We start from the raw sequence: 25,699 nt of genomic DNA on the forward strand, positions 1-25,699 counted from the left end.
ACCGCCGGTTCCTGCCGGTGGCCCATGTCGCGCATTTCCAGCGCCTTTTCGCATTTGGCCATGTAGTCGCGGGTGACCGGCAGCGTGTCGTTCTTCTCGGCGAGCTGGATCTGGAAGATCACCAGGTCCTGCCAGCGGAAGGCGGCCTCCGAGGCGGCGAGATAGAATTCCCACATGCGGCAGAAGCGTTCGTCATAGATCGCCTTGGCCTTGTCGCGGTTGGCGGCGAAGCGCAGGCCCCAATGCTTCAGCGTGTCGGCATAATGCAGCCTGAGCATCTCGATGTCGGTGACGACGAGGCCCGACTTTTCGATCGCCGGCATGACTTCGGAAAGCGCCGGTATGTAGCCGCCCGGGAAGATATATTTGCGGACGAAAGCGCTGGTCGCCCACGGCACGCCGGAACGGCCGATCGTGTGCAGCAGCATCACGCCATCGGGCTTGAGCAGCGTCGCAGACTTGTCGAAGAAGGTGCGGTAGTGGTTGACGCCGACATGTTCGAACATGCCGACCGAGACGATGCGATCGAAGCGCTCGTTGAGCGAGCGATAATCCTTGAGGTCGAAATGCACCCTGTCCTGCAGCCCTTGCACATGGGCTCGGTCGGTGGCGACGCCGTGCTGCTCGGTCGACAGCGTGACGCCTTGCACATCGACGTCGAAGGCCTTGGCGAGATAGAGGCCGAGCCCGCCCCAGCCGGAACCGATGTCGAGCACCGTCTGGCCGGCCTTCAGTCGGAGCTTGGCGGCGATGTGCCGCTTCTTGGCCGCCTGCGCCTCGTCCAGCGTCATGTCGGGCTGCTCGAAGTAGGCGCAGGAATACTGCATGTCGTCGTCGAGGAAGAGCCGGTAGAGATCGCCGGAGAGATCGTAGTGGCGCTGTACGTTGCGGCGTGAGCGCGACGCGGTGTTGATCTGCTGCAGCCGGCGGAAGGCGTGGCGCAGGCCTTCGATCGCCTTCGACCATGTCGCGTCGATGCCGCCGCTGCCCATGTTCTGGAAGGCGATGCGCATCACCCCAAGCACGCCGCCTTCGAGGATATCGAGTTCGCCGTCCATATAGGCTTCCGGTACCGCCAGCATCGGATCGAAGCTGATGGCGCGTTCGGCGTGCTTGGTCTTGATGTGCATGTGCACTGGCTCGCCGCTGCCGTCGCCGAAGACCACTGTCGAGCCCTTCGGCCCGGTCACCTTGAGATTGCCGGTGCGCACCAGGCGGTCGAGAAGGCGCTTCAACAGAATATTCATGACCAAATGTCCCCAACGTCAGACAGGATGGCCTGGCGCAGGGTCCCGAAATCGCAGTCGATTTCGCGCGGGGATCATGCGCCAAGTCAAAGGACTACGACGTCCTTTGTGCGTCCAAAGGACGCGCGACGCTGTAGTCTGCATCAAGATATGGGGGTTCGGAAAGTTCCATTTGGTATAAAAATGCCCGGGCGCGAGGCCCGGGCATTGGTCCAGTCGAAACCGGAGGGCGACAAGGCGTTTTCGAGCACCGCCGCGGCGCTCGATCGTGCCAGGTCAGGCGTTGTCTTCGCCGCCTTCGAACTCGGCGTTCGGGTCGAAGAAGTTTTCCGGCCGCGCATTGTCGTTGATGTCGTCGCCATAGATGGCTTCGGCCGTCGTCAGCGTCTCGCCCTTGGCCTGACGTTCGGCCTCGTCCGCGGTGCGGGCGATGTTGAGCGTGATCGTGACCTCGACTTCCGGATGCAGCGCGATCGCCACATTGGTGAGGCCGATGGTCTTGATCGGATGGTTGAGCTGAATCTGGTTGCGGTTGACCGAGAAGCCTTCCGCCGTCAGCAGGTCGGCTATGTCGCGGGTCGACACCGAACCGTAGAGCTGGCCGGTCTCGCCGGCCGAACGCACGGCCACGAAGCTCTTGCCGTCGAGCTTTTCGGCGACCTGCGAGGCTTCCGACTTGCGCTCGAGGTTACGCGCTTCGAGCTGGGCCCGCTGGCCTTCGAACTTCTTCTTGTTGGCTTCGTTGGCGCGCAGCGCCTTGCCCTGCGGCAACAGGAAATTGCGGGCGAACCCGTCCCTGACCTTGACGGTGTCGCCCATCTGGCCGAGGCGGGAAACGCGCTCGAGAAGAATGACTTCCATGGTTTTGTTCCTTCGTCTGGAGCGTCGATCACGGGGATCGGCGCCGGATTGATCTGGAACAGGTCAGGAAGCAAAAGGGGCGTTGCCGCCGTGTCGCTGTCCTGCCTGTCGCGGCAGTTAGAGGCTTTCGGCCTCAACCCGGGATTTGATGTCCACCCTGCGGCGCCCGTCGCCGTGGGGAAGAAGCGGGCGGCTGGCCGCCCGCTTCGGAAGTCTTAGCGGACCACGTAGGGCAGCAGACCAAGGAAGCGGGCACGCTTGATCGCCTTGGCGAGCTCGCGCTGCTTCTTCTGGCTGACGGCGGTGATGCGCGACGGCACGATCTTGCCGCGCTCGGAAATGTAGCGCTGCAGCAGACGCACGTCCTTGTAGTCGATCTTGGGCGCGTTGGCGCCGGAGAACGGGCAGGTCTTGCGGCGGCGATGGAACGGGCGCCGGGTCGGGATCTGGTTGATGTCGACCATTATTCTGCACCCCCTTCAACGCCTTCACGCGGGCGGCGCGGACCGCGCTCGCCATCGAAGCTGCGCGGCGGACGATCGCCACGGTCGCCGCGATCGCGGTCGCCGAACGAACGCGGGCCGCGGTCGCCACGGTCGCGGTCGCCGAAGCCGCCGCGCTCGGAGCGCTCTTCGCGCTTCTGCATCATCGCGGACGGGCCTTCCTCATGCGCCTCGACCTTGACGGTCAGGAAGCGCAGCACGTCCTCGGACAGGCCCATCTGGCGCTCCATCTCGTTGAGCGCGGCCGGCGGGCAGGTCAGGTCCATCAGCGTGTAGTAAGCCTTCCGGTTCTTGTTGACCCGGTAGGTGAGGGACTTCAGTCCCCAGTTCTCGACCCGGCCGACGGACCCGCCATTCGCGGTGATGACGCCCTTGTACTGTTCGACAAGCGCATCGACCTGCTGCTGCGAGAGGTCCTGCCGGGCAAGGAACACATGTTCGTATAGAGCCATAGTGTATCGGTGCCTTTCTTCGTTTCTCTCCCGGTTCCTCGCGGCTAAAGCCTCTGCAACTTCTCTGACCCGCGAAGCGGGGAAGAAAGGAGCATGACGAGACGGTCGAGAGCGGAGACACGGGAGGCGGAAGCGCTTCTGGCTTCACACGCGGGTTTTCGAGAAAACCCTCGGCCCTCCGTTCAGCCCCCAGCAAGGACCGGCAGATTGCGGGCGTCTATACAGGAATTCCCCAGGAAGGCAAGGGAGAGTGCGTTTCAAGCAGGGGTCCTTGCTGTCGCAGTTCTGAAAAGCCGCAGCACTCAGCTCGTATGGGCGACGACCTTGTCGACCGTCTCGGGGAAGAAGTCGGGCGCGGCGTTTCGCTTGCCGAACATCATGTCGTATTGCAGCAGGCGGAAATCGTTGATCGCAGGGTCGATCTTCTTCTGGCGCGCCCAGTCGGGCGACGCCGCGCCGGCCGGCGACAGCAGAATGTTGCGGTCGACGACGCGGTAGCGCTCGCGCAGGGCGCCGAGGAAGCCGGTATAGTAGGGATGCGTGATCCCGGCGGTGGTCAGGATGTGGTAGGGCAGGAAGGCGGGGCTCACCGCGCCCACGTCCTCGGCCGGGCCGGTGCGGTTCGACCAGATGATCAGCGGCGTCTGGTGGTGCTCGAGCGCCGCCTCCGGCGCTTCCTTGCGCGGCGCGACATTGTCCTTGAGGAAGCCGGTCTCGACATAGACCGGCCCGAGCGGCGGCAGGTGGTCGCCGAAGAAGGCGATCACCGTCGGCCGCTCGCGCTTCTTTGCCCATTCGACCAGGCGCTGCAGGCCGCGGTCGGCGTCAGCGGAGCCTTCAGCATAGCTCAGCAGCGATTCCCGCGCCCAGGAACTGATCGGCGCGGCGACCTTGTGGGTCGGATTGTAATAGCGGTACGGCTCGTAGGGCCCGTGGTTCTGCAGGCTGACGGCAAACAGGAAGACCGGGTCTTCGCTGGCGTCCGCCTCGCGCATGATCTCATCGGTCATCGCCGCGTCCGAGGCAAGCGGTCCACGCTTCTGCATCGGCGGCAGCGTCTCCTCGGAGCGGAAGTCGTTGAAGCCGAAATCGGCATAGACCGCGCCGCGGTTCCAGAACCAGTTGGTGCCCGGATGGATGGCGCGCGCCCGGTAGCCCTCGCTCTTCAGGAAGGTCGCCAGCGACGGCGTCGGCGTGCGCACATACTGCTGGTAGGGAATCGAGCCCGCCGGCAGGAAGGCGTTGGAAAAGCCGGTCAGCGCCTCGAACTCGATATTGGCGGTCATGCCGCCGAATTCCGGCGAGAACATGTAGCCGGAGCGCAGCGCCCGCACATTGGGGATCGGGTCCGGCGTGATGGTGACGCCCGGCAGCTTGGTCGGATCCCAGAAGGATTCGCTCATGACGACGATGATGTCGGGCTTCTCGTCGGGCACCGAGGCCGTCACCTGGGGCCGCTCGATCGCCGCGATCGCCTTGTCCGAATAGCCCGAAGGCGCCGAAACATGCGCCATCGGCACGTTGAGCGCGAAGGCCAGCGCAAAACCGTTGGAGGCGTAGTTTTCCTTCTGGTCCCACATGATCGGGATGATCTGCAGCCGGTCGCGGGTCCACGAGAAGGTGGCGTAATCCATGATCGAGACGAAGAAGGCGAGCAGCGGCACCGTCAGCGTCAGCCGCGCCAGCCGTCCCTTGCGGCTGAGGATCGGCACCTTGCGGCGCCACAGGCGCCAGCCATAAGCGAGCAGCGCCAAGCCGGCGATGATCCCCACCGCCAGCATGGCGGCGGTCCACGGCCGTTCGCGCACCAGAAGCGGCATCAGCGCCATGATCTGGCGGGAATAGAGGAAATCGGTCGGGTAGAGCGGATCGCCGAGATAGTGCGATTTTTGGTGACCGACAAAGGCCAGCGCCAGCGTCAGCGGCGCCACGATCATCAGGCCTTGGTGGCTGCGGCCGATGACGGCGTCGAGCCCGATCAGCACCAGCGCGAAGACGATGATGGTGGTCCAGCCCGGCTTGAAGGGCTGCAGGAAGAAGGCGACCGTGCCGGAAAAATCGCCGCGCACGATCCACTCGATCGCGAACACCAGTATGGCGGAAGCGAGAAGGGTGACGAGACCGTAGCGGACGATCGGCCATCTCCGCCCCGGCAGGTAGCCGGTGGACGGATCGTCTTCCAAGAACTGCGGCGCGGGTCTGGCCGCGCCCTTGCTGATCCTTGCCACTTCACTTCCCCCGGCCCGCGAAACGCGTTTTTCCACCCGCGTCACCGTTCTGTCATGGAACTGTCATCTAAAAGCTAGCGGCCTGTGGCGAAAATAAGAAGAGCCAGCAAACGATTCGTGAGCGGTTTTCATCAGGTGTGATCGAAAAAAAGTCTTTTGGAACAGGCACTCGCGCGGCGATTTGGCGTCGCATTGGGCAACCGCGGGCTTGACTTGGCCGTCCGCCTTGCGCCACAGGCAGGAAAAATCAGCCATTGGAGAGCCTCGACATGGCCGTCGCATTCACCTTTCCGGGACAGGGCAGCCAGGCTGTCGGCATGGGCAAGGACCTGGCGGACGCCTTCCCCGAGGCACGCAAAGTGTTCGAGGAAGTCGACGACGCGCTTGGCGAGAAACTGTCGAAGCTGATCTGGGAAGGGCCGGAAGAGACGCTGACGCTGACCGCCAACGCCCAGCCGGCGCTGATGGCAGTGTCGCTGGCCGCGATCCGCGCGCTGGAGGCGGGTGGCTTTTCGCTGAAGGACAAGGTGGCCTGCGTCGCCGGGCACTCGCTGGGCGAATATTCGGCGCTTGCCGCCGCCGGCTTCGTTTCCGTGGCGGATGCCGCGCGGCTGCTGCGCGTGCGCGGCAATGCCATGCAGGCGGCGGTGCCGGCGGGCGAGGGCGCCATGGCGGCAATCATCGGTCTGGAGCAGGCCGAGGTCGAGGCAGCCTGCGCCGAGGCGGCACAAGGCTCCGTCTGCCAGGTCGCCAATGACAATGGCGGCGGCCAGCTGGTGATCTCCGGCGCCAAGCCCGCGGTCGAGCTCGCGGCGAAGCTGTGCACGGAAAAGGGTGCCAAGCGGGCGCTGATGCTGCAGGTCTCCGCCCCCTTCCACTCGGCGCTGATGGCGCCGGCCGCCGAAATCATGCGCGAGGCGCTGGCCGGCGTGGCGAAGAGCGCGCCGGTGGTTCCCGTCGTCTCCAACGTCACGGTCACCCCGACCAGCGATCCCGACGAGATCGCCCGGCGCCTGGTCGCGCAGGTGACGGGCCGCGTGCGCTGGCGCGAGACGGTGGAGTGGTTCGCCGCCAACGGTGTCGCTACGCTCTACGAAATCGGCGCCGGCAAGGTGCTGTCTGGCCTGGCGCGGCGCATCAACCGCGACGTCGCCACCGGTGCCGTCGGCACGGCGGCAGATGTCGAGGCGGCGCTTGCGGCGTTTGCATAACTTAGCGACTTTCACCCCACCCATAAGCAGGGTGTTCTCTGGAATCAGGAGAGAAGAATGTTCGAACTGACCGGCCGCAAGGCGCTCGTCACCGGCGCATCGGGTGGCATCGGCGAGGCGATCGCCCGCGTGCTGCACAGCCAGGGCGCGATCGTCGGCCTGCATGGCACGCGCATCGAGAAGCTCGAAGCGTTGGCCGCCGAGCTCGGTGACCGCGTGAAGCTGTTCCCGGCCAACCTGTCCGACCGCGACGAGGTCAAGGCGCTCGGCCAGAAGGCGGAGGCCGATCTCGAAGGCGTCGACATCCTCGTCAACAATGCCGGCATCACCAAGGACGGCCTGTTCGTGCGCATGTCGGATGCCGACTGGGACAGCGTGCTGGAGGTCAACCTCACCGCCGTCTTCCGCCTGACCCGTGAGCTGACCCATCCGATGATGCGCCGCCGCCATGGCCGCATCATCAACATCACCTCGGTGGTCGGCGTCACCGGCAATCCCGGCCAGACCAATTACTGCGCCTCCAAGGCCGGCATGATCGGCTTTTCCAAGTCGCTGGCGCAGGAGATCGCCACCCGCAACATCACCGTCAACTGCGTCGCCCCGGGCTTCATCGAATCGGCCATGACCGACAAGCTCAACGACAAGCAGAAGGAGACGATCATGGCGGCGATCCCGACCCGGCGCATGGGCACCAGCGCCGAAGTCGCCTCCGCGGTTGCCTATCTCGCCTCCAACGAAGCGGCCTATGTCACCGGCCAGACCATTCATGTGAATGGCGGCATGGCGATGATCTAGGGTGTGTTGACGGACCAAGGTCCGGCGGTTGTGAAAAGCGCCATTTCGGCTTGGACCTCCCGCATTTTTCGTGTAATGCGGCCCGCAACCCGGCGGTTCGGGCAAAAACCGGTCCTGTGGCGTTGCGTTACCCGCAAGACCATATTTCAGCTTGATTAGCGGCATTCCGCCCGCTAACGAAGACAACTCAACATAAGACGAGGATGCCCCAAATGAGTGACACCGCAGAGCGCGTCAAGAAGATCGTCATCGAGCACCTGGGCGTCGATGCCGACAAGGTGACGGAGCAGGCGAGCTTCATCGACGATCTGGGCGCAGACAGCCTCGACACGGTCGAACTCGTCATGGCGTTCGAAGAAGAGTTCGGCGTCGAGATTCCGGACGATGCCGCCGAGACCATCCTGACCGTCGGCGATGCCGTAAAGTACATCGACAAGGCCTCTGCCTGAGGCTTTTCGCAGGCATGATCGGGGAGGACCTGCGATGAGGCGTGTCGTCGTCACGGGCCTTGGCCTGGTTTCGCCGTTCGGCATGGGCTTCGAGCACAGCTGGAAGGAACTGCTGACCGGCCGCAGCGCCGCCAAGCGCGTCACCGAATTCGAAGTGGAGGATCTTGCCTGCAAGATCGCCCACGTCATTCCGCGCGGTGACGGCTCCAACGGCACGCTCAATCCCGAAGCCGTGCTCGAGCCGAAGGAACTGCGTAAGATCGGCGACTTCATCCTCTACGGGATCGTGGCCGCCGACGAGGCGCTGAAGGATTCCGGCTGGCGGCCGAGCACCGAAGAAGAGCGCTGCGCGACCGGCGTCATGATCGGCTCCGGCATCGGCGGGCTCGAGGGCATTGCCGAGAACGCGCTGATCCTGCACGAGCGCGGGCCGCGCCGCATCAGCCCGTTCTTCATTCCCGGAAACATCATCAACCTGGTGTCGGGGCAGGTGTCGATCCGGCACGGGCTGAAAGGCCCCAACCATGCCGTCGTCACCGCTTGCTCGACCGGCGCGCACGCCATCGGCGATGCCGCCCGGCTGATCATCTTCGGCGATGCCGACGTGATGCTGGCCGGCGGCGCCGAGGCACCTGTGACCCGGCTTTCGCTGGCCGGCTTCGCTGCCTGCCGCGCGCTGTCGACCGAGCGCAACGAAACGCCGCAAAAGGCTTCCCGTCCCTATGACCGCGACCGCGACGGCTTCGTCATGGGCGAGGGCGCCGGCGTTGTCGTGCTGGAAGAGCTCGAACATGCCAAGGCGCGCGGCGCGAAAATCTACGCCGAGGTCACCGGCTACGGCCTGACCGGCGACGCCTACCACATCACCGCTCCGGCCGAGGACGGCGACGGCGCCTTCCGTTGCATGACGGCGGCGCTGAAGCGGGCGAAGCTTTCGCCGGCCGACATCGATTACATCAACGCGCACGGCACCTCGACCATGGCCGACACGATCGAGCTCGGCGCGGTCGAGCGCCTTGTCGGCAATGCCGCCTCGAAGATCTCGATGTCGTCGACCAAGTCGTCGATCGGCCATCTCCTGGGCGCGGCGGGCGCGGCGGAGGCGATCTTCTCGATCCTCGCCATCCGCGACAACACGGCGCCCGCCACCATCAACCTCGACAATCCTGAGCGCGAGACGGCGATCGACCTCGTGCCGAACAAGCCGCGCGCCCGCCAGATCGACGTGGCGCTGTCCAACTCCTTCGGCTTCGGCGGCACCAACGCCTCGCTCGTCTTCCAGCGTTACAATGGCTGAGCGTGGAGCCGGCGGCCGCTCGCGCGGCCTGTCGTCAATTTTGCCATATTCGCCCCTACTCTGCCCTTGGGGATTCGCGCGTCGGACCGAAAGTCGGAGCCGGTTTTCGCAAGGCACGAGGCGCAGGGTTGAAATGTTGGAGCGTGGTTCGCGCGTCCTCTGGGACGCTCGCCTCTCCAAGAGATCAGATGGTAGGGCGCTATGAACACAAATCCGGGCGGCAGCGGAGAATTCGGAAAGCAGCAGGCCGCGTCTGGTCCGATCGTCCCGAAGACGGCGGCCGAGGCGCTGCGTCCCGAGGCCGGTACGCCGCCGCCGAGACGCTCGCGCGCCTCGCGCAGCCAGGTCGTCGTGTTCATGAATTTCGTTATCTCGCTGGTGATGCTGATGATCCTGGCGGCCGGCGCCGCGCTATATTTCGGCAAGCAGGCGTTCACCGAGCCCGGCCCGTCGGCCAACGGCGACACCTTCCTGGTCAAGCCGAACACCGGCGTCCAGGACATCGCCGACCAGCTCGAGCGGCGCGGCCTGATCAGCGACGCTCGCATCTTTCGCCTTGGTGTGCGCGCGACCGGCAATGATTCCGCGCTCAGGGCCGGTGAATACGAGATCAAGCCGCGCGCTTCGATGCGCGACATCATGGAACTCCTGAAGAGCGGCAAGTCGGTGATGTATTCGCTGACCATCCCCGAGGGGCTGACGGTCGAGCAGGCGCTGCAGCGCATCGCCGAGCAGGACGCGCTGACCGGCGACATGCCCGCGGCCATGCCGCCGGAAGGCAGTCTTGCCACCGACACGCTGCGCTTCACACGCGGCGCCACGCGCCAGCAGATGATCGACAAGCTTCTCGCCGACCAGAAGAAGCTGGTTGACGATGTCTGGGAGCGGCGCGCGCCGGATCTTCCGATCGCCAATGTCGAGGATTTCGTTACGCTGGCTTCGATCGTCGAGAAGGAGACGGGCAGGGGCGACGAGCGCTCGCGCGTGGCCGCCGTCTTCCTCAACCGGCTGGCCAAGGGCATGCGGCTGCAGTCCGATCCGACCATCATCTACGGCCTGTTCGGCGGCAAGGGAAAACCCACCGATCGCCCGATCTACCAGTCCGACATCGACAAGCAGACGCCCTACAACACCTATCTGATCAACGGCCTGCCGCCGACGCCGATCGCCAACCCAGGCCGAGCGGCGCTTGAGGCCGTCGCCAACCCGTCGAAGACCGATGACCTCTATTTCGTCGCCGACGGCACTGGCGGCCACGTCTTCGCCGCGACGCTCGAAGAGCATAACCAGAACGTTGCCCGCTACCGCGCGCTGCAGAAGAAGCAGGCCGAGGACGCCGCCAAGGCCGGCGCCGCAAAGGTCGAGGGCCAGACCGACGCGCCGGCCGATGGGGATGGGGGTGGCGACGCCGGCGGCGATGCGGGCGCCGCCCAATAGCGATAAACCGTTTTTGAACTTGTCCCTTGGCACTCGGCGGCAAGGGGCGCATTGATATTTTGACGGCGGCGCCTGATTGGAGAGCGCTGAGTTTATGGAGCAATTCCAGGAAAAGCACGGAACGGTTTTCCGTCTGGAATTGCGTGGAAACAAATAGTTGGAGCGGTTGGGCGATTCCATGAAACGCTGGACCGCATGGGTTGCGCGGTCATCCGCGGCCGCGCGCAAGGGGGCGCAAGGGCATCATGAATCTGCAAAGCATGACCGGTTTTGCACGGGCGGTCGCCGAATATGACGGCAATTCGATCGCCTGGGAGGTGAAGTCGGTCAACGGCAAGAGCATCGAGGTCAGATTGCGGCTGCCGCAAGGCTTCGAGCGGCTGGAGCCGGCCGTTCGGCAGACGATCCAGAAGCGTTTTTCGCGCGGCAATTTCCAGGCGACGCTGACGGTCGGCCGCGCTGCCGGCCATCAGGTGCAGCCGGTGGTCAACGAGGCCTTCCTCAAGGATCTGGCCGGGCTTGCCAAGCGCCTGCAGGAACAGTTTGGTGTTGCTCCCGCCACCGCCGACGGGCTGCTTGCGCTACGTGGCGTGCTCGACATTCCCGAGACCATCGAAACCGAGGAGGCGCGGGCGGCGCTCGACGGCGCTATTCTTGCGTCGCTCGAAACGGTGCTGACCGGGCTGGAAATGGCGCGCCAGGGCGAGGGCGCCGCGCTGCGTTTGCTGCTTGCCGGCCACATCGACGCCATCGAGGCGCTGACGCTGAAGGCCGAGGCCGATCCGTCGCGCGAGCCGGCGGCGATCCGCGACCGCATCGCCGAGCAGGTCCGCCTGTTGATGGACGCATCGGCCAATCTCGACGCCAGCCGCCTGCACCAGGAAGCGGCCTTCCTCGCCACCAAGGCCGACATTCGCGAGGAGATCGACCGGCTGAAGACGCATGTCGCTTCCGCGCGTGTGCTGCTTGCCAATGGCGGCGCCATCGGCCGCAAGCTCGATTTTCTGGCGCAGGAATTCAACCGCGAATCGAATACGCTGTGCTCGAAGTCGAATGCCGCTGCGGTCACCGCCATCGGGCTGGAACTGAAGGCGGTCGTCGATCAGTTCCGTGAACAGGTTCAGAATCTGGAGTGACCCGGATGGTTGCCAAGGAGCCGATGGTTGCCAGGGATCTGGGGGCCCGCATCCGCCGCCGCGGTCTGATGCTGGTCCTGTCGTCGCCATCCGGCGCCGGCAAGTCGACGATCGCGCGCAACCTCCTGGAAAAAGATACCAGCCTGGAGCTGTCGGTTTCCGTCACCACCAGGCCGCGCCGCGGCTCGGAGATCGAAGGCGTACACTATCACTTCCGCACCATGCGCGAGTTCGAGCGGCTGCGCGATTCCGACGCCCTGCTCGAATGGGCCGAGGTGCACGGCAACTGCTACGCCACGCCGCGCGAGCCGGCGGAACTGGCGCTGGCGCAGGGACGCGACATGCTGTTCGACATCGACTGGCAGGGCGCCCAGCAGCTCAAGGAGAAGATGCGCGCCGACATCGTCTCGATCTTCATCCTGCCGCCGTCTATGAAGGAATTGAAGGCGCGGCTGAAGCGCCGCGCCGAGGACCAGGAGCAGGTGATAGAAACCAGGCTGAAGAACGCCCGCCTCGAGATCGAGCACTGGAAGGAATACGATTTCGTCATCGTCAACGACGATCTCGACCGCGCCTTCGCCGAGGTGCGCGGCATCGTCACCGCCGAGCGCCTGCGCCGCGATCGCCGCCCCGGCCTGTTCGACTTCGTCTCGGGGCTGCTGGACGAGAAGACGGAGTAGAGCGGCATTTTAGCCTCGCCGGGCCGCGCGGCTAGTGCGGCTCAGTGTTTCATGGAATCGCTGACCTCGCTCTAAGTATTTGTTTTTACGCAATTCCGGACGGAAAGCCGGTACGCACTTTTCCTGGAATTGTGCTTACCGCCATCCCCCTTGCTTGTGGCGGCAGGGGATTGCCGTGGAACATAGTTTCCCTTCGCCCATTGTTGATTTGAGGCCGAGGGGGAGCGCGTTCCGTGACGCTGGTATGGTGTAATGGCCGAAGTGCGAGAACCAGTCGCAGCCGCAGACGACGATGAGACACGCAGGGCGACGCCTGCCGCGCTCAACCGCTTCGTCATCGTAATCGGCGCCTCCGCCGGTGGGGTGGAACCGCTGAAGCTGATCGTCAGCGACCTGCCCGCCGATCTGCCGGCAGCCGTGTTCGTCGTGCTGCATGTCGGCCAGGTCAGCTATCTGGCGGAAATCCTTGATCGCGCCGCCCGGCTGAAGACCTCGGTCGCCAGGAACGGCGCGACCTTCAAGACCGGCAATGTCTATGTGGCTCCCCCGGGCTTCCACCTTCTGCTGCATGGCGACCACATGATGCTGAGACGCGGACCGCGCGAAAATCTGGCTCGGCCGGCCATCGACCCGCTTTTCCGGTCGGCCGCGCTGAGCTACGGCGCCAGTGTCATCGGCGTGCTGTTGTCAGGCTCCCTTTCCGATGGCACGGCGGGCCTCAGGGCCATCAAGGCGGTCGGCGGGCTGGCCGTCGTCCAGCACCCGAGCGACACGCTGGTGCCGGCTATGGTGCGAAGCGCGCTGCATCATGTCGATGTCGACCATTGTCTGCCCGCCGCCCAGCTGGGTGGCTTGCTGGCAAGGCTGGCAGCCGAGCCGGCTGGCAAAACCTTGCCCGCCCCGTCCAGTGTCAGGCTGGAGGCGGCGGTCGCCGCGCAGGAGCATTCGACCATGAAGAAAGAAGATCGACTCGGCGAATTGTCGGTGTTTACATGTCCGGAATGCCACGGGCCCCTGTGGGAGATCGAAGACGGTGACATGCTGCGCTATCGGTGCCATACCGGGCATGCCTTCACCGCCGACGCGATGATGGAGGCCCAGGCGGTCGAGGCGGACGAGATATTGTGGAGCCTGCTGCGCTCGCATCAGCAGCGTGCCGAATTCACCCGGCGCATGGCCGAGCGAGAAAAGACGAAGGGTCGCTCACAGTTCGCCACGCAGTGGGACAAAAGAGCCAAGGAATACGAGGCGGACGCCAGGGTGATCGAGCGCATCCTGGAAAGCAGGCGAACGCAGGTAACGGACGATGGCGCAATCACCGAAGAAGGCAGCAGGAAGGAAAAAGCGGGCTAGCCAAGACGATGGCACGAGAGCGCCTGCCGATGGGTCCTTTCCCATCATCGGCATAGGCGCGTCGGCGGGTGGCATCGGGGCACTGCAGAAATTCTTTCCGGAAGTTCCGGCCGACAGCGGTTTTGCCTATGTGGTGATCCAGCATCTGGACGCCGAGCATGAGAGCGTGCTGGCAAGCATCATCCAGCGTTGCACCTCGATCGAGACGCTCACCGCGGCCGAGGGTATAGAGATCGAGCCGGACAAGATCTACGTGATCCCGCCGGGGGTCTCGGTGACAGTCGAAAACCGTCGTTTCCACGTCGCCAGGATGGCGACCACGCGCGCCAGGCGAACGCCGATCGACGACTTCTTCACCTCGCTTGCGCAGGAGCAGGTGGAAAACGCGGCCGGCATCATCCTTTCCGGGACGGGCAGCGACGGCACGATCGGGCTGCGGGCGATCAAGGAGCGCGGCGGGCTCACGCTCGCGCAGGAAAGCGCCGAGTATGACGGCATGATGCGCAGCGCCGTCCAGAGCGGGCTCGTCGACATGGTGGTTCCGGCCGAGGACATGGCCGAGAAGCTGGTCAGCTATTTCCGCCACCCCAGCCGCATCGACAGCGAGCGCGACCGCCACAAGCGCGACGTCGCCGAGCAGCTTTCGCGGATCGCCGCCTTGCTTCGCATGCGCACCGGTCATGATTTCAGCGGCTACAAGGACAACACGATCCTGCGGCGCATCCAGCGCCGCATGCAGGTGCTGCAGATCGACGATCCGGCTGCCTTCTACGAAAGGCTGCGCGAGGAGCCGCAGCAGGTGGATCTCCTGTTCCAGGATCTCCTCATCGGCGTGACCAGCTTCTTTCGCGACCCGCATGCGTTCGATGCGCTGGAGCGCCTTGTCATCCCCAGGCTTTTCGAGGGACGCAAGCCGGACGAGACGATCAGGGTCTGGGTGCCGGGCTGCGCCACCGGCGAGGAAGCCTATTCGATTGCCATGCTGCTCAGGGAGAACGCGCCGCGCGGTGCCGCTTCGCCCAACCTACAGATATTCGCCACCGATATCGACGAGCGCGCTCTGGAAGTTGCCCGCGCCGGGCGCTATCCGGCAACCATCGCGACCGACATCACGCCGAAGCGGCTGAAAGAATTCTTCTCACGCGAGGACGGTACCTACCGTGTCGCGTCCGAGCTTCGCGAGGTCTGCCTGTTTTCGTCGCACAACCTGCTGCGCGACCCGCCCTTTTCCAAGCTCGACCTGATCGCCTGCCGCAACCTGCTGATCTATATGGGTCCGGAGCTGCAGGAGAAGATCGTGCCGATCTTCCACTACGCCCTGCGCAACAATGGCTACCTGTTCCTCGGATCCTCCGAGAACGTCACCCGTCACGGGCGGCTGTTTTCGACAATCGACAAGCCCAGTCGCCTGTTCCAGAAGCGTGCCGGCATCACGGCGCAGCGGCTGCCTGAATTCCCGCTCGCCGCCGCGGCCCGGCAGGCCCCGCATGTGCGCCAGCGAGCGACGACCGGAACCCTGCAGGAAAGCGCCGAACGGCTGCTGCTCGACCGCTATTCGCCCGCCTACGTGGTGATCAACGCTGCCGGCGAACTCATCCACATTTCGGGCGGCACGGGAAAATATCTGGAGCTTGCCGCCGGCGCTCCGGACTCCAACGTCTTTTCCATGGCGCGGCGCGGGCTGCGGATGGACTTGAGGGCGGCGTTGCACAAGGCGGTCAGCACCGGCCAGGTGGCGATCCAGAACAAGATCAACATCGGCACCAATGGCGGCCGCCAGGTGATCAGCCTCGTCGTGCAGCCGCTGCCGGCCGAGGCCGGCTCGGACCCGCTCTACATGCTGGTGTTCCGCGATGTCGGTGGCATCAAGCCGGAGCCCGAAAGCGAGCCCGTCCACACCACCGACGACGTCGAAAGCGCCAATGTCAGCCAACTCGAAAAGGAGCTCCGGGAAACCAAGGAGCGCCTGCAGATCACGACGGAGGAGCTTGAATCCTCCAATGAGGAGCTGAAGTCCTCCAACGAGGAGCTGTCTTCCATCAATGAGGAGCTGCAGTCGTCCAACGAGGAGCTGGAAACCTCGAAGGAAGAGCTGCAGTCGATCAACGAGGAACTGCAGACCGTCAACGCCGAGCTCAACATCCGCGTCGACGAGCTCAGCCGCGCCAACAACGACATGGCCAATCTTCTGGAGAGCACGCAGATCGCGACCGTGTTCCTCGACCGCGACCTCTGCATCAAGAGTTTCACGCCAACGGCGCGGGATCTGTTCAGGCTGGTCGAAAGCGACGTAGGCCGGCCGCTTGCGCATGTGCGTCCACGCTTTGCCGCCGACGGCCTGCAGGCCGATATTGAGCAGGTTCTGCGGCGATTGGGCACCATCGAGCGTCAGATCGAGGGTGCCGAAGGCAGTCGGCGCTACATCATGCGTGTGCTGCCCTACCGCACCGTTGACAATGTCATCGCCGGCGTGGTCGTCACTTTTGTCGATGTCACGCAGATAGCGCAGGCGGAGGAGAAGATCGGCGCGCTCTCGCATGACCTGCGCAATCGTGTCGACAGCCTGGAGACCCTCCTCGATCTCGTGCCGGTCGGCATTTTCATCGCCGAGGACGGCAATGGCGAGGAGATCCGCGCCAATCGCCATGCGGTGGAGCTCGCAGGCCGGCCCGCCACAGACGACAAGCTCAGTTCCATGCCCACCGCGCTGCCGATCAACCCTTGCTGAAGGTGATGCGGACAGGCAAGGCCATTCCCGGTTTTGAAGCGCGGATCGCGCGCGCCAATGGCGACAACGTCGACGTGACGATGTCGGCCAACCCGCTGTTCGACGAATTCGGCAATGTGCGCGGCGCGATCGCCGCCGTCATCGACATATCCAGCCACAAGGATGCCGAGCGCAACCAGGAGCGGCTGCTGCACGAATTGCAGCATCGCGTGAAAAACATCCTCGCCACCGTCACGGCGCTCACCTCGCGCATGGTGCGTTCATCGGGTTCGCTCGACGATTTCGCGAGCGCCTTCCACGCCCGCCTGCAGGCGATGGCCCGCACGCACGAATTGCTGGCTTCCTATCAATGGGGAGGCGCCGACCTCGAAAATCTGGTGCGGGCGACGCTGTCTTCCTACGGCGGCAAGGACGGCCAGAACCTCGACGTTCATGGAGCGGTGTTCCGGCTGAATGCGAGCGCGGCGGCCACGCTCGGCCTGGTGTTCTTCGAACTGGCCAGCAACGCCGCCAAATATGGCGCGCTTTCCGCTGAAAAGGGCCGCGTGGAGGTTTCCTGGCGCATCGAAGGCTCGGAAACCCTGTCGATCGACTGGAAGGAGAGCGGCGGGCCGAAGGTGAAGGGGCCGCCGAAAAGAAGTTTTGGAACCACTTTCATCCAGCAGAGTTTGGAGTACGAGCTAGGTGGAAATGTCGATTTGCAGTTCAAACCCTCCGGGTTGGAGTGCCTTTTGCGCATTCCACTGCCCAAGTCGGAAATGATCGACTATTTGTCCCTGCCTGCTCCAGGCAAGGTATGAATGAGCAAACGTCTCTTTCCGGTCTGCACATTCTCGTCGTCGAGGATGCGTTCCTGGTCGCGCTCGACCTCTCGGATCAGTTGACGGATTCAGGCTGCGAGGTGATCGGCCCCGCCGCGTCGGTGGAACAGGCCCTGCAGGAGATTGATGGCATCGAGCTGGACGGCGCCGTCCTGGACGTCAATCTGAACGGCGAACGGAGCTTTCCGATAGCCGAGTTGCTGGCTTCGCGCGGCATCCCTTTCCTGTTCCTGACCGGTTACGACAGCTCGAGCGTCTTTCCCGATGCGTTCCGGCAGTCGCCCAGACTGTCGAAGCCCGTCGATCCCAAGGCGCTGACCGAAGCGGTCGCGCATTTTCGCAGGCGCTGATTCTCCCTTTCTCGCGCAAGTGCAGATGGAAAGAGCGCATCAGATCGCGTTCGTCAGCCTTACAAATTCCTCGACATCGAGCGTCTCGGCGCGGCGGGTCGGATCAATGCCGGCGCGCACCAGCAAGGCCTCGCCGCCCAGGCTTTTCACGCTTTGCCGCAGCATTTTCCGGCGCTGACCAAAAGCCGCCTCGGTGACGCGGCCGAGCTTCCTTGCCTCGACCGGCAAGGGTGTTGCGCGCGGCACCAGGTGCACCACCGACGACGTCACCTTCGGCGGGGGGGTGAAGGCCTGCGGCGGCACGTCGAAAGCGATCCTGGCCTGCGTGCGCCAGCCGGCCAGCACGCCGAGCCGCCCATAGGCGTCGCTGCCTGGGGCAGCGGTGATGCGCTCGGCCACCTCGCGCTGGAACATCAGCGTCATCGACTGGTAGAAGGGCGGCCATTCGGAAACCGTCAGCCAGCGGATCAGGAGTTCCGTGCCGATATTGTAGGGCAGGTTGGCGACGATCTTCACCGGTCCGCCGGCATCTCCGGCAAGCGCGGCGAAATCCGTCTTCAGCGCATCGCCGGGGATGACCTCCAGCCGGCCGGGATAGTGATTGGAGACCTGCGCCAGCGCCTCCAGGCAGCGCTCGTCGCGCTCGATGGCGACGACCCGCCTGGCGCCATTGAACAGCAGCGCCCGCGTCAATCCGCCGGGGCCGGGTCCGACCTCGATCACGGTGGTGTCGGCGAGGTCGCCGGCGGCGCGTGCGATCTTGCCGGTCAGATTGAGGTCGAGCAGGAAATTCTGGCCGAGCGCCTTCTTTGCCTGCAGCCCATGGCGCTCGATCACCTCGCGCAGCGGCGGCAGGCCGTCGATCGTCATGCGGCCGGGCTCATCGCGATGCGGCTCATGCGGCGGCAGCCTCCGCCCCGCTGTCGGCCAGCCGGCGGGCGAGCTTCAGTGCCGCGATCAGGCTGTCGGCGCGCGCAATTCCCTGCCCGGCAATGTCGAAGGCGGTGCCGTGGTCGGGCGAGGTGCGGATGAAGGGCAGCCCGAGGGTGACGTTGACTGCCTCGTCGAAGGCCAGCGCCTTGGCCGGGATCAGCGCCTGGTCGTGGTACATGCAGAGCGCCGCGTCATAGCCGGCCCGCGCCCGCGGGTGGAACATGGTGTCGGCCGGCAGCGGCCCGAACGCATCGATGCCTTCCGCCTTCAGTTGTTCGATCGCCGGACGGATGACCAGATTGTCCTCCAGCCCTATCGTGCCGCCCTCTCCGGCATGCGGGTTGAGGCCGGCGACCGCGAGCCTCGGCCTGGCGATGCCGAAGCGGTTCTCAAGATCGGCGGCGGTGATGCGTCCGGTGGCGACAATCAGCTCCGTGGTCAGCGCCTTGGGTACATCGGCGAGCGCGATGTGGATGGTGACCGGGACCGTGAGCAACTCCGGGCCTGCAAGCAGCATCACCGGCGTCACCTTGACGCCAGTCTGCCGTGCCGCCAGATGCGCCAGATATTCGGTGTGGCCGGGAAAGCGGAAGCCGGCATCGTAGAGCGGCTTCTTGGCGATGGGGCAGGTGACCACCGCCGCGGCGCGCCCGGCAAGGCAGTCGGCCACTGCGCGGTCGATGGCCTCGATGGTGCCGGCGGCATTGGCCGTGTCGGGCCGCCCGGGATTGTCGACATGGCCGGCGTCGAGCGGGATGATCGGCAACGCCCGGGAAAAGATCCGCGCGGCCTGCGCAGGCAGCGTTTCGACGATGGCTATGCTGGCGCCGATATGGCGCGCTCGCGCCGAGATCAGGGCCGGATCGGCAAGCAGGTAGAAGGGCGGCACGCCGGCACTTTCACCGGCGAGCCAGGCTGCGATGGCGATTTCCGGGCCGACGCCGGAAGGATCGCCAACGCTCACGGCCAGCGGGGCATCGGTCTCGCGCATGTCTAGGCCGTCTTGCGGGGCGTTCTGCCCGGGTATGGACAGGAGGTGGCTCTGTCGTCTCGTTCACTCACGCCCAAAACCCTGCCAATCTAGCGCTCGACGATCTTGGCCTTCTTCCGCAGCTCGTCGACATATTTCTTCGAAAGCTCGTCGGCGTCCTTATCGTTGCCGCCCTCGCTCTGGAACACCATCTGCGCTGCCTTGTCGTCGGACACTTCGCGCGACGAGCAGATGCCGATGAACTCGATGCCGCGCTCGGTTTCGCGCGTGGCGGTGGCGCCGCCGACCTTGGTCGCCTTGATCTGGTCGGCCCAGTCAGCCGGCAACTGCGGCGCCAGCACGCGGCCGAGATCGCGCACGGTTACGTCGATCAGCCCCTTGGCGAATTCACGCGTGGTGTTGCAGCCATTGAAGCGGGCGCGCATGGCGTCGGCCTCGCGCTTGCGCTTGGCGAGCGTCGCGCTGCGCTCCGAGGCAGGCACCACGAAAATCACCTGCTGCAGCATATATTCCATGGCGGTCGGCTTGCTGCCGCCCTTGTCCAGCATGCGCCGCACTGCGTCCTGCTCAGTCACCGCGCCGCCCTCGCCGGAGCGATAGCGGGCCGCCAGCGCCTGGTTCCAGGCCATCTGGGTGCGGATGAAGTCCTTGAAGTGCTCCTTGGTCACGCCCGACTGTGCCATGATGCCGTCGAGCTGCTTGAGCTGCATCTTGTTGGTGGTGGCAAAGCGCTGATAGGCGGCGTCGACCTGGGCGTCGGTGATGCGGATTCCGAGCCGCTTGGCTTCGGCCAGGCGCAGCGTCTGGTCGATCATCTCCTGCCCGGCGTCGCCCTTCTTGTGCTGCAGCTTCAGGAACGCGGCCCTGTGCGCGATGTCGCCTGTGGTGATCGGTATGTTGTTGACGACATATTTGATCGTGCTGGCGAAGGCAGGCGGCGTCATCGCCATGATCGAAACCGAGGTCGCCGCCACCAGCAGCGCGAAGCCTGCTGAAAACAGGAATTTCCTCATCTCACCTATCCCAATTCTGTCCCGCTTCGACAGCGCCGCGCGTCCCCTCGGACCCGCAACGGACACTGCAGTACCTGATTTGGCGCATGATCCTTTCCGCAAATCGCTTCGATTTCGCGGGCACGCGCAATGTAACTGAGACCCCTGCCAGCCCTATGCGGCGAAACCATGTCGTTGGCCCGCCGTCACTGGATGGTGTCGATGGCGCTGGTCGACGAACCGAAATCGCCAAGTGTACGGAACGACAGGTTGAAGCCGACATTCTGCGACACTTCCTTGGTCGCAAGGTCGCGCGATTCCGAGAACGTCATCAGATACGTAAAGCAGGAATCATTGTAGGCAAAACCGACGCCGTCCTTGACCAGAACGCTCTGCTTCAGGTCGTAGGTGCCGGTGCCGAAGACGCGCCAGTTCTCCGCAAGGTGCGTCGAGGCGCCGAGCGTCACTTCGTGGCGATCGGTCTCGAAGCCGTAGAGCGGCTGCGCCTGGATGAAGGCATATTTGGCGGTGAGCGAAACCGGCAGGCCGGAATAGGCGGCCTTCACCTCGGCGCGCCTCACGTCGAAGGTCTGCTCATCGAAGCGGCCGCTGAGCGAGCCGGAGAAGCCGCTCGGGCTGTTGAAGCCGATCAGGCCGACATAGTCGGAGGTCGGCTTGTCGAGGCCAGAATAAGCGCCGACATTGACCAGGTCGGGTGCGGTGAACGAATTCTCGCCGCCGAGCTGGTAGGATTGGCCGAAGATGGCGTTGGTGCTCCAGCCATTGCCGTAGGCGCCGGAATAGCGGAACCCGACATTGGCGCGCGTACCACCTTCCATGCGGTCATAGCCGGAGAACTTGTCGCGCTCGAACAGCGTCGTGGCGTCGAAGACGAAGCTCTGCGCATCCTCGTTGGGAACGGCGAGGCCGCCGACATACTGCTCGTTGGGACGCACGAACACTTGCGCCATCGGCTCGACGATGTGGCTGGAGTTCGCCATCGAGAACAGGACCGGCCAGCGCATTTCCAGACCCAAGGTCGCCATGTAGCGGGCGAGCGACGACTTCATGTCAGCGGTGGTGGCTATCAGGGGATTGGCAGCCATCTCGTTTATGGCCGCGAGCGAGGCCGAGTCGGCGTTGAGATAGCTGGCGTCGCCTCGCAGCGCCAGGAGCGGCGTCAGTTGCAGGCCACCATCGGTGGTAAACGTGCGCTTCCATTCGGCTTCGGCCGTCATGCGACCATTCTGCCCGGCGATGCCGGGGACGCGCAGCGTGGGCGTGCTCGAATTATAGGCCTCGGTGAAGGATTCATCGAGAGAGTCGCGGCTGATGACCCGCGCATTGACATTGATCGACAATTGCCCGCCGGCCACGGCCATATCGGGGATATAGGCATAGTCGAGCGACGGCAAAACCCAGGGCTGCTGGCCACTGCGCGCCGACGGGTCGCTGGCCAGCGTGTTTTCCTGCACCTGGAAGCGCATGGCGCGGATGTCGAAATAATTGCGGTCGTTGAGGCCGGTCAGGTAGACCGACGACTGGTGAACGGTCTCGCTGTAGCCGTCGATCGCATAGGTGCGTGAGAAATTCTTGTCGCTCTGCAGCAGCACGTCCCAGCCGAAGTTCCAGCGCTCATTTATGGCGAACTGGCCCTTGGTGCCCATCATGCCGCGGAACTTGTTCGGATCGCCCGCCGCGCCCGAATCGACATTGCGGATGCCGCTGTCGATGAAGGCGTCGGGATCCTGCTGATGGATGCCGGCGATCTTCAGGCTGTATTCGCCATTGTTGAAGCGCTGGCGCCACTCGGCCTCGCCGAGGAAACCTTGCTTGGTGTAGCCGGTGCCGGTGACGGTGAGGTCGTAGGTCGGCGACAGGGCGAAGTAGTAGGGGACCTTGACGCCGATGCCGAGGTCGCTCTTGTAGACGATACCGGGGATCAGGAAGCCGCTCTTGCGCTTCACCGTCGGGTCGGCGATCTCGAAGGCCGGCAGATAGGCGAGCGGGAAGCCGAAGAACTCGAAATTCGCGTTCTCGAAGCGGACCGTCTTCTTCTCGCCGTTCCAGATGATCTTGCGCGCCTTGACGCGCCACGTCGGCGCGCTGTCCGGCTTGTCCTCGCAGGGTTCGCAAGCCGTGTAGACGCCGTTGTGGAAGGTGGTCAGCACGCCGCCCATGCGCTCCGCGCTTTCGGAGGCGAAATAGGCCTTGTTGACGGTCTCGACGCGCAACGCGTTGACGAAGCCGTCGGCGAAGTCGTCGGTGATGTCGATATGGTCGGAATTGATCTTGGTGCCGTCGCTGTTGATCAGCTCGACCGCACCGCTGGCGACGAGGCGCTTTGTGTTGCGGTTGTATTCCACCCGCTGGGCGACGAGCTTGTTGCCGCCGTAGTCGATCTGCACGCCGCCGACGGCGGTCACCGTGTTGTTGTCGTTATTGTAGACGAGCGTGTCGGCGGCAAGCAGCATCTGCGTGCCGGAGGGAACCTTCGTCGCCATGTCGGTGACGTCCTGCGCCAGCGCCGGTGCCATCGGCGCCGCGCAGGCGAACAGACATGCCAAGGCGCTCGCCCCATAAAGGCGTGCCAAACCGGCCTGCCTATGGCTGCGCAAAACCGCCTCCCTCACTAGCCGTCTTCCTTGTATAGCAGAAATGTCACCCCGAAGAACATAGCCACGACAACCGGAACCCATGCGGCCACCGCCGTAGGGACGAATCCCGCCACGCCGAATGCCTTGACCAATACCGAAACGACATAAAGCAGAAAGCCGGCGAGGACGCCACCCAGAATCATCGTTGCCGACTGCCCCATACGCGCAAATCGCATTGAAACTGTTGCCGCAATCAGCGTCATGGCGACGAGGAGGAACGGCAGCGCCACCAGCGAATCAAACTGCATGGCGAAGGCATTTGCCTTCAGCCCGAAGGAACGGGCAACCTCGATCTTGCCGGGCAGGTCGTAAAAGGGGATGGTTTCCGGGCGCGCCAGCCTTTCCTGCACGAATTCGGGCTTGAGGTTGGTCTCGACCCGATCGGATGTTGCCGGGCGGATATTGCCGTCCTTGAACACCTTGACGTCCTGCAGTTCCCAATAGCCGTCGCGCAGGAAGGCGCGCGCCGCGTCCTTGCGCTCGACGATATTGCCCTGCTGGTCCAGTACGAAGAAGACCGCGTCGGCCATCTCCAGGCCCTGGTTGAGGATCGCCCGGGCACCGATGATGGTGTCACCGGAAGCGGTCTTTTGCCGGATCCAAGGCGTCGTGTCGGCTGGGACGGCGTTGGAATTGCCGGCGCGCAACTTGTTTTCCATCTGCTCGGACCAGGAGAAGCCGTGCGCCGCGATGGGATTGAGCACGCCGACCGACAGCACGCCGAACAGGAGCGCGCCGATGCAGCAGGGCAGCAGGAACTGCCAAGCCGAGACGCCAGCCGAGCGCGCGATGACCAGCTCGTACTTGCGGTTGAGCGACACCAGCGTCGCCATCGCTGAGAACAGGCCGACGAACGGCACGGTCTGCAGCATGATCATCGGCATCCTCAGCGCCGAAATGGCGAAGGCGGTGCCATAGGTGAAGCCGGGCAGGCCGGTGGTGCGGCCGGACAGCTCGGTGAAGTCGATCAGGAACACCAGCGCCAGAAGGCCGAGGAAGAACCAGATGGTGATCGACACATAGCGGAAGAAGAAGTAGCGGCCCAGCGTCCAGCCCATCGTCATACCCTCTGGCCGGAGGCGCGCCGGGAAAGACGCAGCTTGACGGCGGTCCAGGTCTCGCCGACGCGGCCGGCGAGGTTGGTCATCCAGTCCGCCCAGGCTGCCGGCAGCTCCATCGACCTCGAGGAAACGATGAACCAGGTGGCGACAGCCGAGGCCACGATCGGCACGCCGTAGACCATATAGGCATAGAGCGGCACCTTGTCGGCTTTGCCGGCGGCGAAGAAGCCAAGCCAGCGCACGAAGAGGGCGATTGCGATGGCCGTGATCAACGGGTGGATGCGCGCTTCCCGGTGCGAGCGCGCGTCGCCCGCCACCGCCAGCGCGATCAGCGCGAACACCAGCGGGTAGGACCATTCGGAGAAGCGCTGGTCGAGCTCGGCACTGTAGCTGGCCGGCTTGCGCTGGAACATCTTGTCGTTGGGATCCGGGTTGAGCAGATACTGCGTCGTGCGGTCCTTCGGCAGAAGCGTGATCTCGTTCGCCGCCGACATGAAGGCAGAGAGGTCGAAGGCGTAGGAGGTGAAGCGGATCACCGACAGGTCGCCGGTCAGCGATTTGCGGTTGATGACGCCGTCATTCATCATCAGCACCTTCTCGTCGCCCTTTTCGATGATGCTGCCAGACTTGGCGTAGTAGATCAGGTTGGCGCCTTCCTCGCGCGAATCGGCCACGAAGATGCCGCCGAGCCTGTTGTCCGGGAGGCGTTCGCCGACCTGCAGGAACAGGCCGTCGTCGATCTTGCGAAACGTGCCTTCCTGGATGATCAGCGAAAGAAGGTCGGCGCGTGACGAGGCCACCAGCTGGCGGTTCTTCTGCCTGGCATAGGGGTCGACGCCATTGTCGACGGCGAAGGAAAGGACGCTGGCCGCGAGCGCCAGCAGCAGGATCGGCCGCGCGATCGTCCAGCGCGAGGCGCCGGCGGCGTTGATCACGGCAAGTTCCGAATCGGTGTTCATGACGCTCAGCGTCTGCGCCACCGCCACCACCAGCGCGAACGGCACCACGATCGGGATGATCGACGGGATGATCAGCGCCGCGACCTCGAAGAAGGTCAGCGCCGACTGGCCGCTGTCGGTGACGAGATCGATCTTGGCCAGCACCTGGGTCGTCCACACGATCGCCAGCGTCCAGGTCAGCGCAGCGAGGAACACCGTCGATGCGCGACGCATGATGTAGCGTTCAACGACCTTCATGAAGGCTTTCTCGATTTTGCCGAACGGCATCATGCCCGCCGACAAGGTAGTCATCCGGCGACGGCAGTACAACTGGCTGCATTGGCGCCTCGACCTGGTTCCTGTTCCACATCACGCGCCCCGGCCGGCCGGAGTGTCGAGGGCAATGCATAAGAAATGCAAAACATTGATGGTTAACAATATGTTACGGCAGGAGATCGGGGCCATGCCGCGACGAATCCACTGATGGTTGCGGCGGCGATATAGGCTGCGATTTCGGCCAAAGTCTTGCCAAATGATGGAAAACGACCAAATGTCGCGCACTCTTGAAAGCCGTTGTCC

At 64.3% G+C, this 25,699-nt stretch carries 23 protein-coding genes; 11 read left to right on the forward strand and 12 right to left on the reverse strand.

The genetic code is table 11. The annotated features are described in order from the left end of the window. The 5 genes from EN781_RS02485 to EN781_RS02505 all read right to left on the reverse strand — a co-directional run. On the reverse strand, positions 1 to 1,247 hold a 1,247-nt coding region (locus EN781_RS02485; RefSeq protein ID WP_145965438.1), incomplete at its 3' end, for a cyclopropane-fatty-acyl-phospholipid synthase family protein. Positions 1,248 to 1,523: 276 nt separating this feature from the next. Further along, positions 1,524 to 2,108 carry a 50S ribosomal protein L9 gene (gene rplI / locus EN781_RS02490; RefSeq protein ID WP_126055656.1) on the reverse strand — a complete coding sequence of 195 codons (585 nt, stop codon included), beginning with the start codon at positions 2,106 to 2,108 and terminating at the stop codon, positions 1,524 to 1,526. Between the two features lie 215 nt (positions 2,109 to 2,323). Further along, positions 2,324 to 2,572: a 30S ribosomal protein S18 gene (rpsR, locus tag EN781_RS02495; RefSeq protein WP_006203718.1), complete on the reverse strand. Its 249-nt coding sequence runs from the start codon at positions 2,570 to 2,572 to the stop codon at positions 2,324 to 2,326. Next, positions 2,572 to 3,063 carry a 30S ribosomal protein S6 gene (gene rpsF / locus EN781_RS02500; protein ID WP_126055655.1) on the reverse strand — a complete coding sequence of 164 codons (492 nt, stop codon included), beginning with the start codon at positions 3,061 to 3,063 and terminating at the stop codon, positions 2,572 to 2,574. The genes rpsR and rpsF overlap by 1 nt, the downstream gene beginning before the upstream one ends. Positions 3,064 to 3,365: 302 nt before the next feature. Continuing rightward, positions 3,366 to 5,291: an LTA synthase family protein gene (locus EN781_RS02505; protein WP_126055654.1), complete on the reverse strand. Its 1,926-nt coding sequence runs from the start codon at positions 5,289 to 5,291 to the stop codon at positions 3,366 to 3,368. A gap of 269 nt (positions 5,292 to 5,560) precedes the next feature. Here EN781_RS02505 and fabD point away from each other — a divergent pair, with 269 nt between their 5' ends. The 11 genes from fabD to EN781_RS02560 all read left to right on the forward strand — a co-directional run bounded on the left by fabD (position 5,561) and on the right by EN781_RS02560 (position 17,548). Beyond that, the gene (fabD, locus tag EN781_RS02510; RefSeq protein ID WP_127399751.1) at positions 5,561 to 6,502 is read left to right on the forward strand and encodes an ACP S-malonyltransferase; all 942 of its coding nucleotides are present in this window, start codon (positions 5,561 to 5,563) and stop codon (positions 6,500 to 6,502) included. A 57-nt stretch (positions 6,503 to 6,559) separates the two neighbouring features. Further along, on the forward strand, positions 6,560 to 7,297 hold the full coding sequence (fabG, locus tag EN781_RS02515) for a 3-oxoacyl-[acyl-carrier-protein] reductase (RefSeq protein ID WP_127399752.1): 738 nt from the start codon (positions 6,560 to 6,562) through the stop codon (positions 7,295 to 7,297). 212 nt (positions 7,298 to 7,509) lie between these two features. Next, a complete protein-coding gene (locus EN781_RS02520) occupies positions 7,510 to 7,746 on the forward strand; it encodes an acyl carrier protein (RefSeq protein ID WP_006203723.1) in 237 nt (78 codons plus the stop codon). A 34-nt stretch (positions 7,747 to 7,780) separates the two neighbouring features. Continuing rightward, positions 7,781 to 9,043, forward strand: a complete 1,263-nt coding sequence (gene fabF / locus EN781_RS02525; protein WP_126055651.1) for a beta-ketoacyl-ACP synthase II — start codon at positions 7,781 to 7,783, stop codon at positions 9,041 to 9,043. Positions 9,044 to 9,244: 201 nt separating this feature from the next. Continuing rightward, complete coding sequence (mltG, locus tag EN781_RS02530; RefSeq protein WP_126055650.1) at positions 9,245 to 10,480, forward strand: endolytic transglycosylase MltG; 1,236 nt, start codon at positions 9,245 to 9,247, stop codon at positions 10,478 to 10,480. Between the two features lie 245 nt (positions 10,481 to 10,725). After that, positions 10,726 to 11,616, forward strand: coding sequence for a YicC/YloC family endoribonuclease (locus tag EN781_RS02535; RefSeq protein ID WP_127399753.1), 891 nt, complete (start codon positions 10,726 to 10,728; stop codon positions 11,614 to 11,616). A 5-nt stretch (positions 11,617 to 11,621) separates the two neighbouring features. After that, positions 11,622 to 12,296, forward strand: a complete 675-nt coding sequence (gene gmk / locus EN781_RS02540; protein ID WP_245455532.1) for a guanylate kinase — start codon at positions 11,622 to 11,624, stop codon at positions 12,294 to 12,296. Between the two features lie 252 nt (positions 12,297 to 12,548). Further along, positions 12,549 to 13,649, forward strand: coding sequence for a chemotaxis protein CheB (locus EN781_RS02545; RefSeq protein WP_126055648.1), 1,101 nt, complete (start codon positions 12,549 to 12,551; stop codon positions 13,647 to 13,649). Beyond that, a complete protein-coding gene (locus EN781_RS02550) occupies positions 13,603 to 16,377 on the forward strand; it encodes a CheR family methyltransferase (RefSeq protein ID WP_127399754.1) in 2,775 nt (924 codons plus the stop codon). The genes EN781_RS02545 and EN781_RS02550 overlap by 47 nt, the downstream gene beginning before the upstream one ends. 5 nt (positions 16,378 to 16,382) lie before the next feature. Next, the gene (locus tag EN781_RS02555; RefSeq protein WP_127399755.1) at positions 16,383 to 17,177 is read left to right on the forward strand and encodes a sensor histidine kinase; all 795 of its coding nucleotides are present in this window, start codon (positions 16,383 to 16,385) and stop codon (positions 17,175 to 17,177) included. Next, on the forward strand, positions 17,174 to 17,548 hold the full coding sequence (locus EN781_RS02560) for a response regulator (RefSeq protein ID WP_126055646.1): 375 nt from the start codon (positions 17,174 to 17,176) through the stop codon (positions 17,546 to 17,548). The genes EN781_RS02555 and EN781_RS02560 overlap by 4 nt, the downstream gene beginning before the upstream one ends. A gap of 39 nt (positions 17,549 to 17,587) precedes the next feature. Here EN781_RS02560 and rsmA read toward each other — a convergent pair whose 3' ends face one another. The 7 genes from rsmA to EN781_RS34690 form a co-directional block, all read right to left on the reverse strand. After that, positions 17,588 to 18,418 (reverse strand): 16S rRNA (adenine(1518)-N(6)/adenine(1519)-N(6))-dimethyltransferase RsmA, encoded by an 831-nt coding sequence (gene rsmA, locus EN781_RS02565; protein ID WP_126055645.1) that lies wholly within the window; start codon positions 18,416 to 18,418, stop codon positions 17,588 to 17,590. Between the two features lie 25 nt (positions 18,419 to 18,443). Beyond that, positions 18,444 to 19,472: a 4-hydroxythreonine-4-phosphate dehydrogenase PdxA gene (gene pdxA / locus EN781_RS02570; RefSeq protein WP_126055644.1), complete on the reverse strand. Its 1,029-nt coding sequence runs from the start codon at positions 19,470 to 19,472 to the stop codon at positions 18,444 to 18,446. A gap of 89 nt (positions 19,473 to 19,561) precedes the next feature. Beyond that, positions 19,562 to 20,485: a peptidylprolyl isomerase gene (locus EN781_RS02575; RefSeq protein WP_126055643.1), complete on the reverse strand. Its 924-nt coding sequence runs from the start codon at positions 20,483 to 20,485 to the stop codon at positions 19,562 to 19,564. Positions 20,486 to 20,670: 185 nt separating this feature from the next. Beyond that, entirely contained in the window at positions 20,671 to 23,097 is a 2,427-nt protein-coding gene (locus EN781_RS02580; RefSeq protein WP_189347282.1) for an LPS-assembly protein LptD, read from the reverse strand. Then, the gene (lptG, locus tag EN781_RS02585) at positions 23,097 to 24,179 is read right to left on the reverse strand and encodes an LPS export ABC transporter permease LptG (RefSeq protein ID WP_126055641.1); all 1,083 of its coding nucleotides are present in this window, start codon (positions 24,177 to 24,179) and stop codon (positions 23,097 to 23,099) included. The genes EN781_RS02580 and lptG overlap by 1 nt, the downstream gene beginning before the upstream one ends. A gap of 2 nt (positions 24,180 to 24,181) precedes the next feature. Then, positions 24,182 to 25,378: an LPS export ABC transporter permease LptF gene (gene lptF, locus EN781_RS02590; protein WP_126055640.1), complete on the reverse strand. Its 1,197-nt coding sequence runs from the start codon at positions 25,376 to 25,378 to the stop codon at positions 24,182 to 24,184. 111 nt (positions 25,379 to 25,489) lie between these two features. Beyond that, positions 25,490 to 25,699, reverse strand: a 210-nt coding sequence (locus EN781_RS34690; protein ID WP_210213454.1) for a hypothetical protein, incomplete at its 5' end; no start/stop codon positions are given.

Origin of the sequence: Mesorhizobium sp. M4A.F.Ca.ET.090.04.2.1 (assembly GCF_003999085.1) — a bacterium.
Taxonomy (GTDB): domain Bacteria; phylum Pseudomonadota; class Alphaproteobacteria; order Rhizobiales; family Rhizobiaceae; genus Mesorhizobium.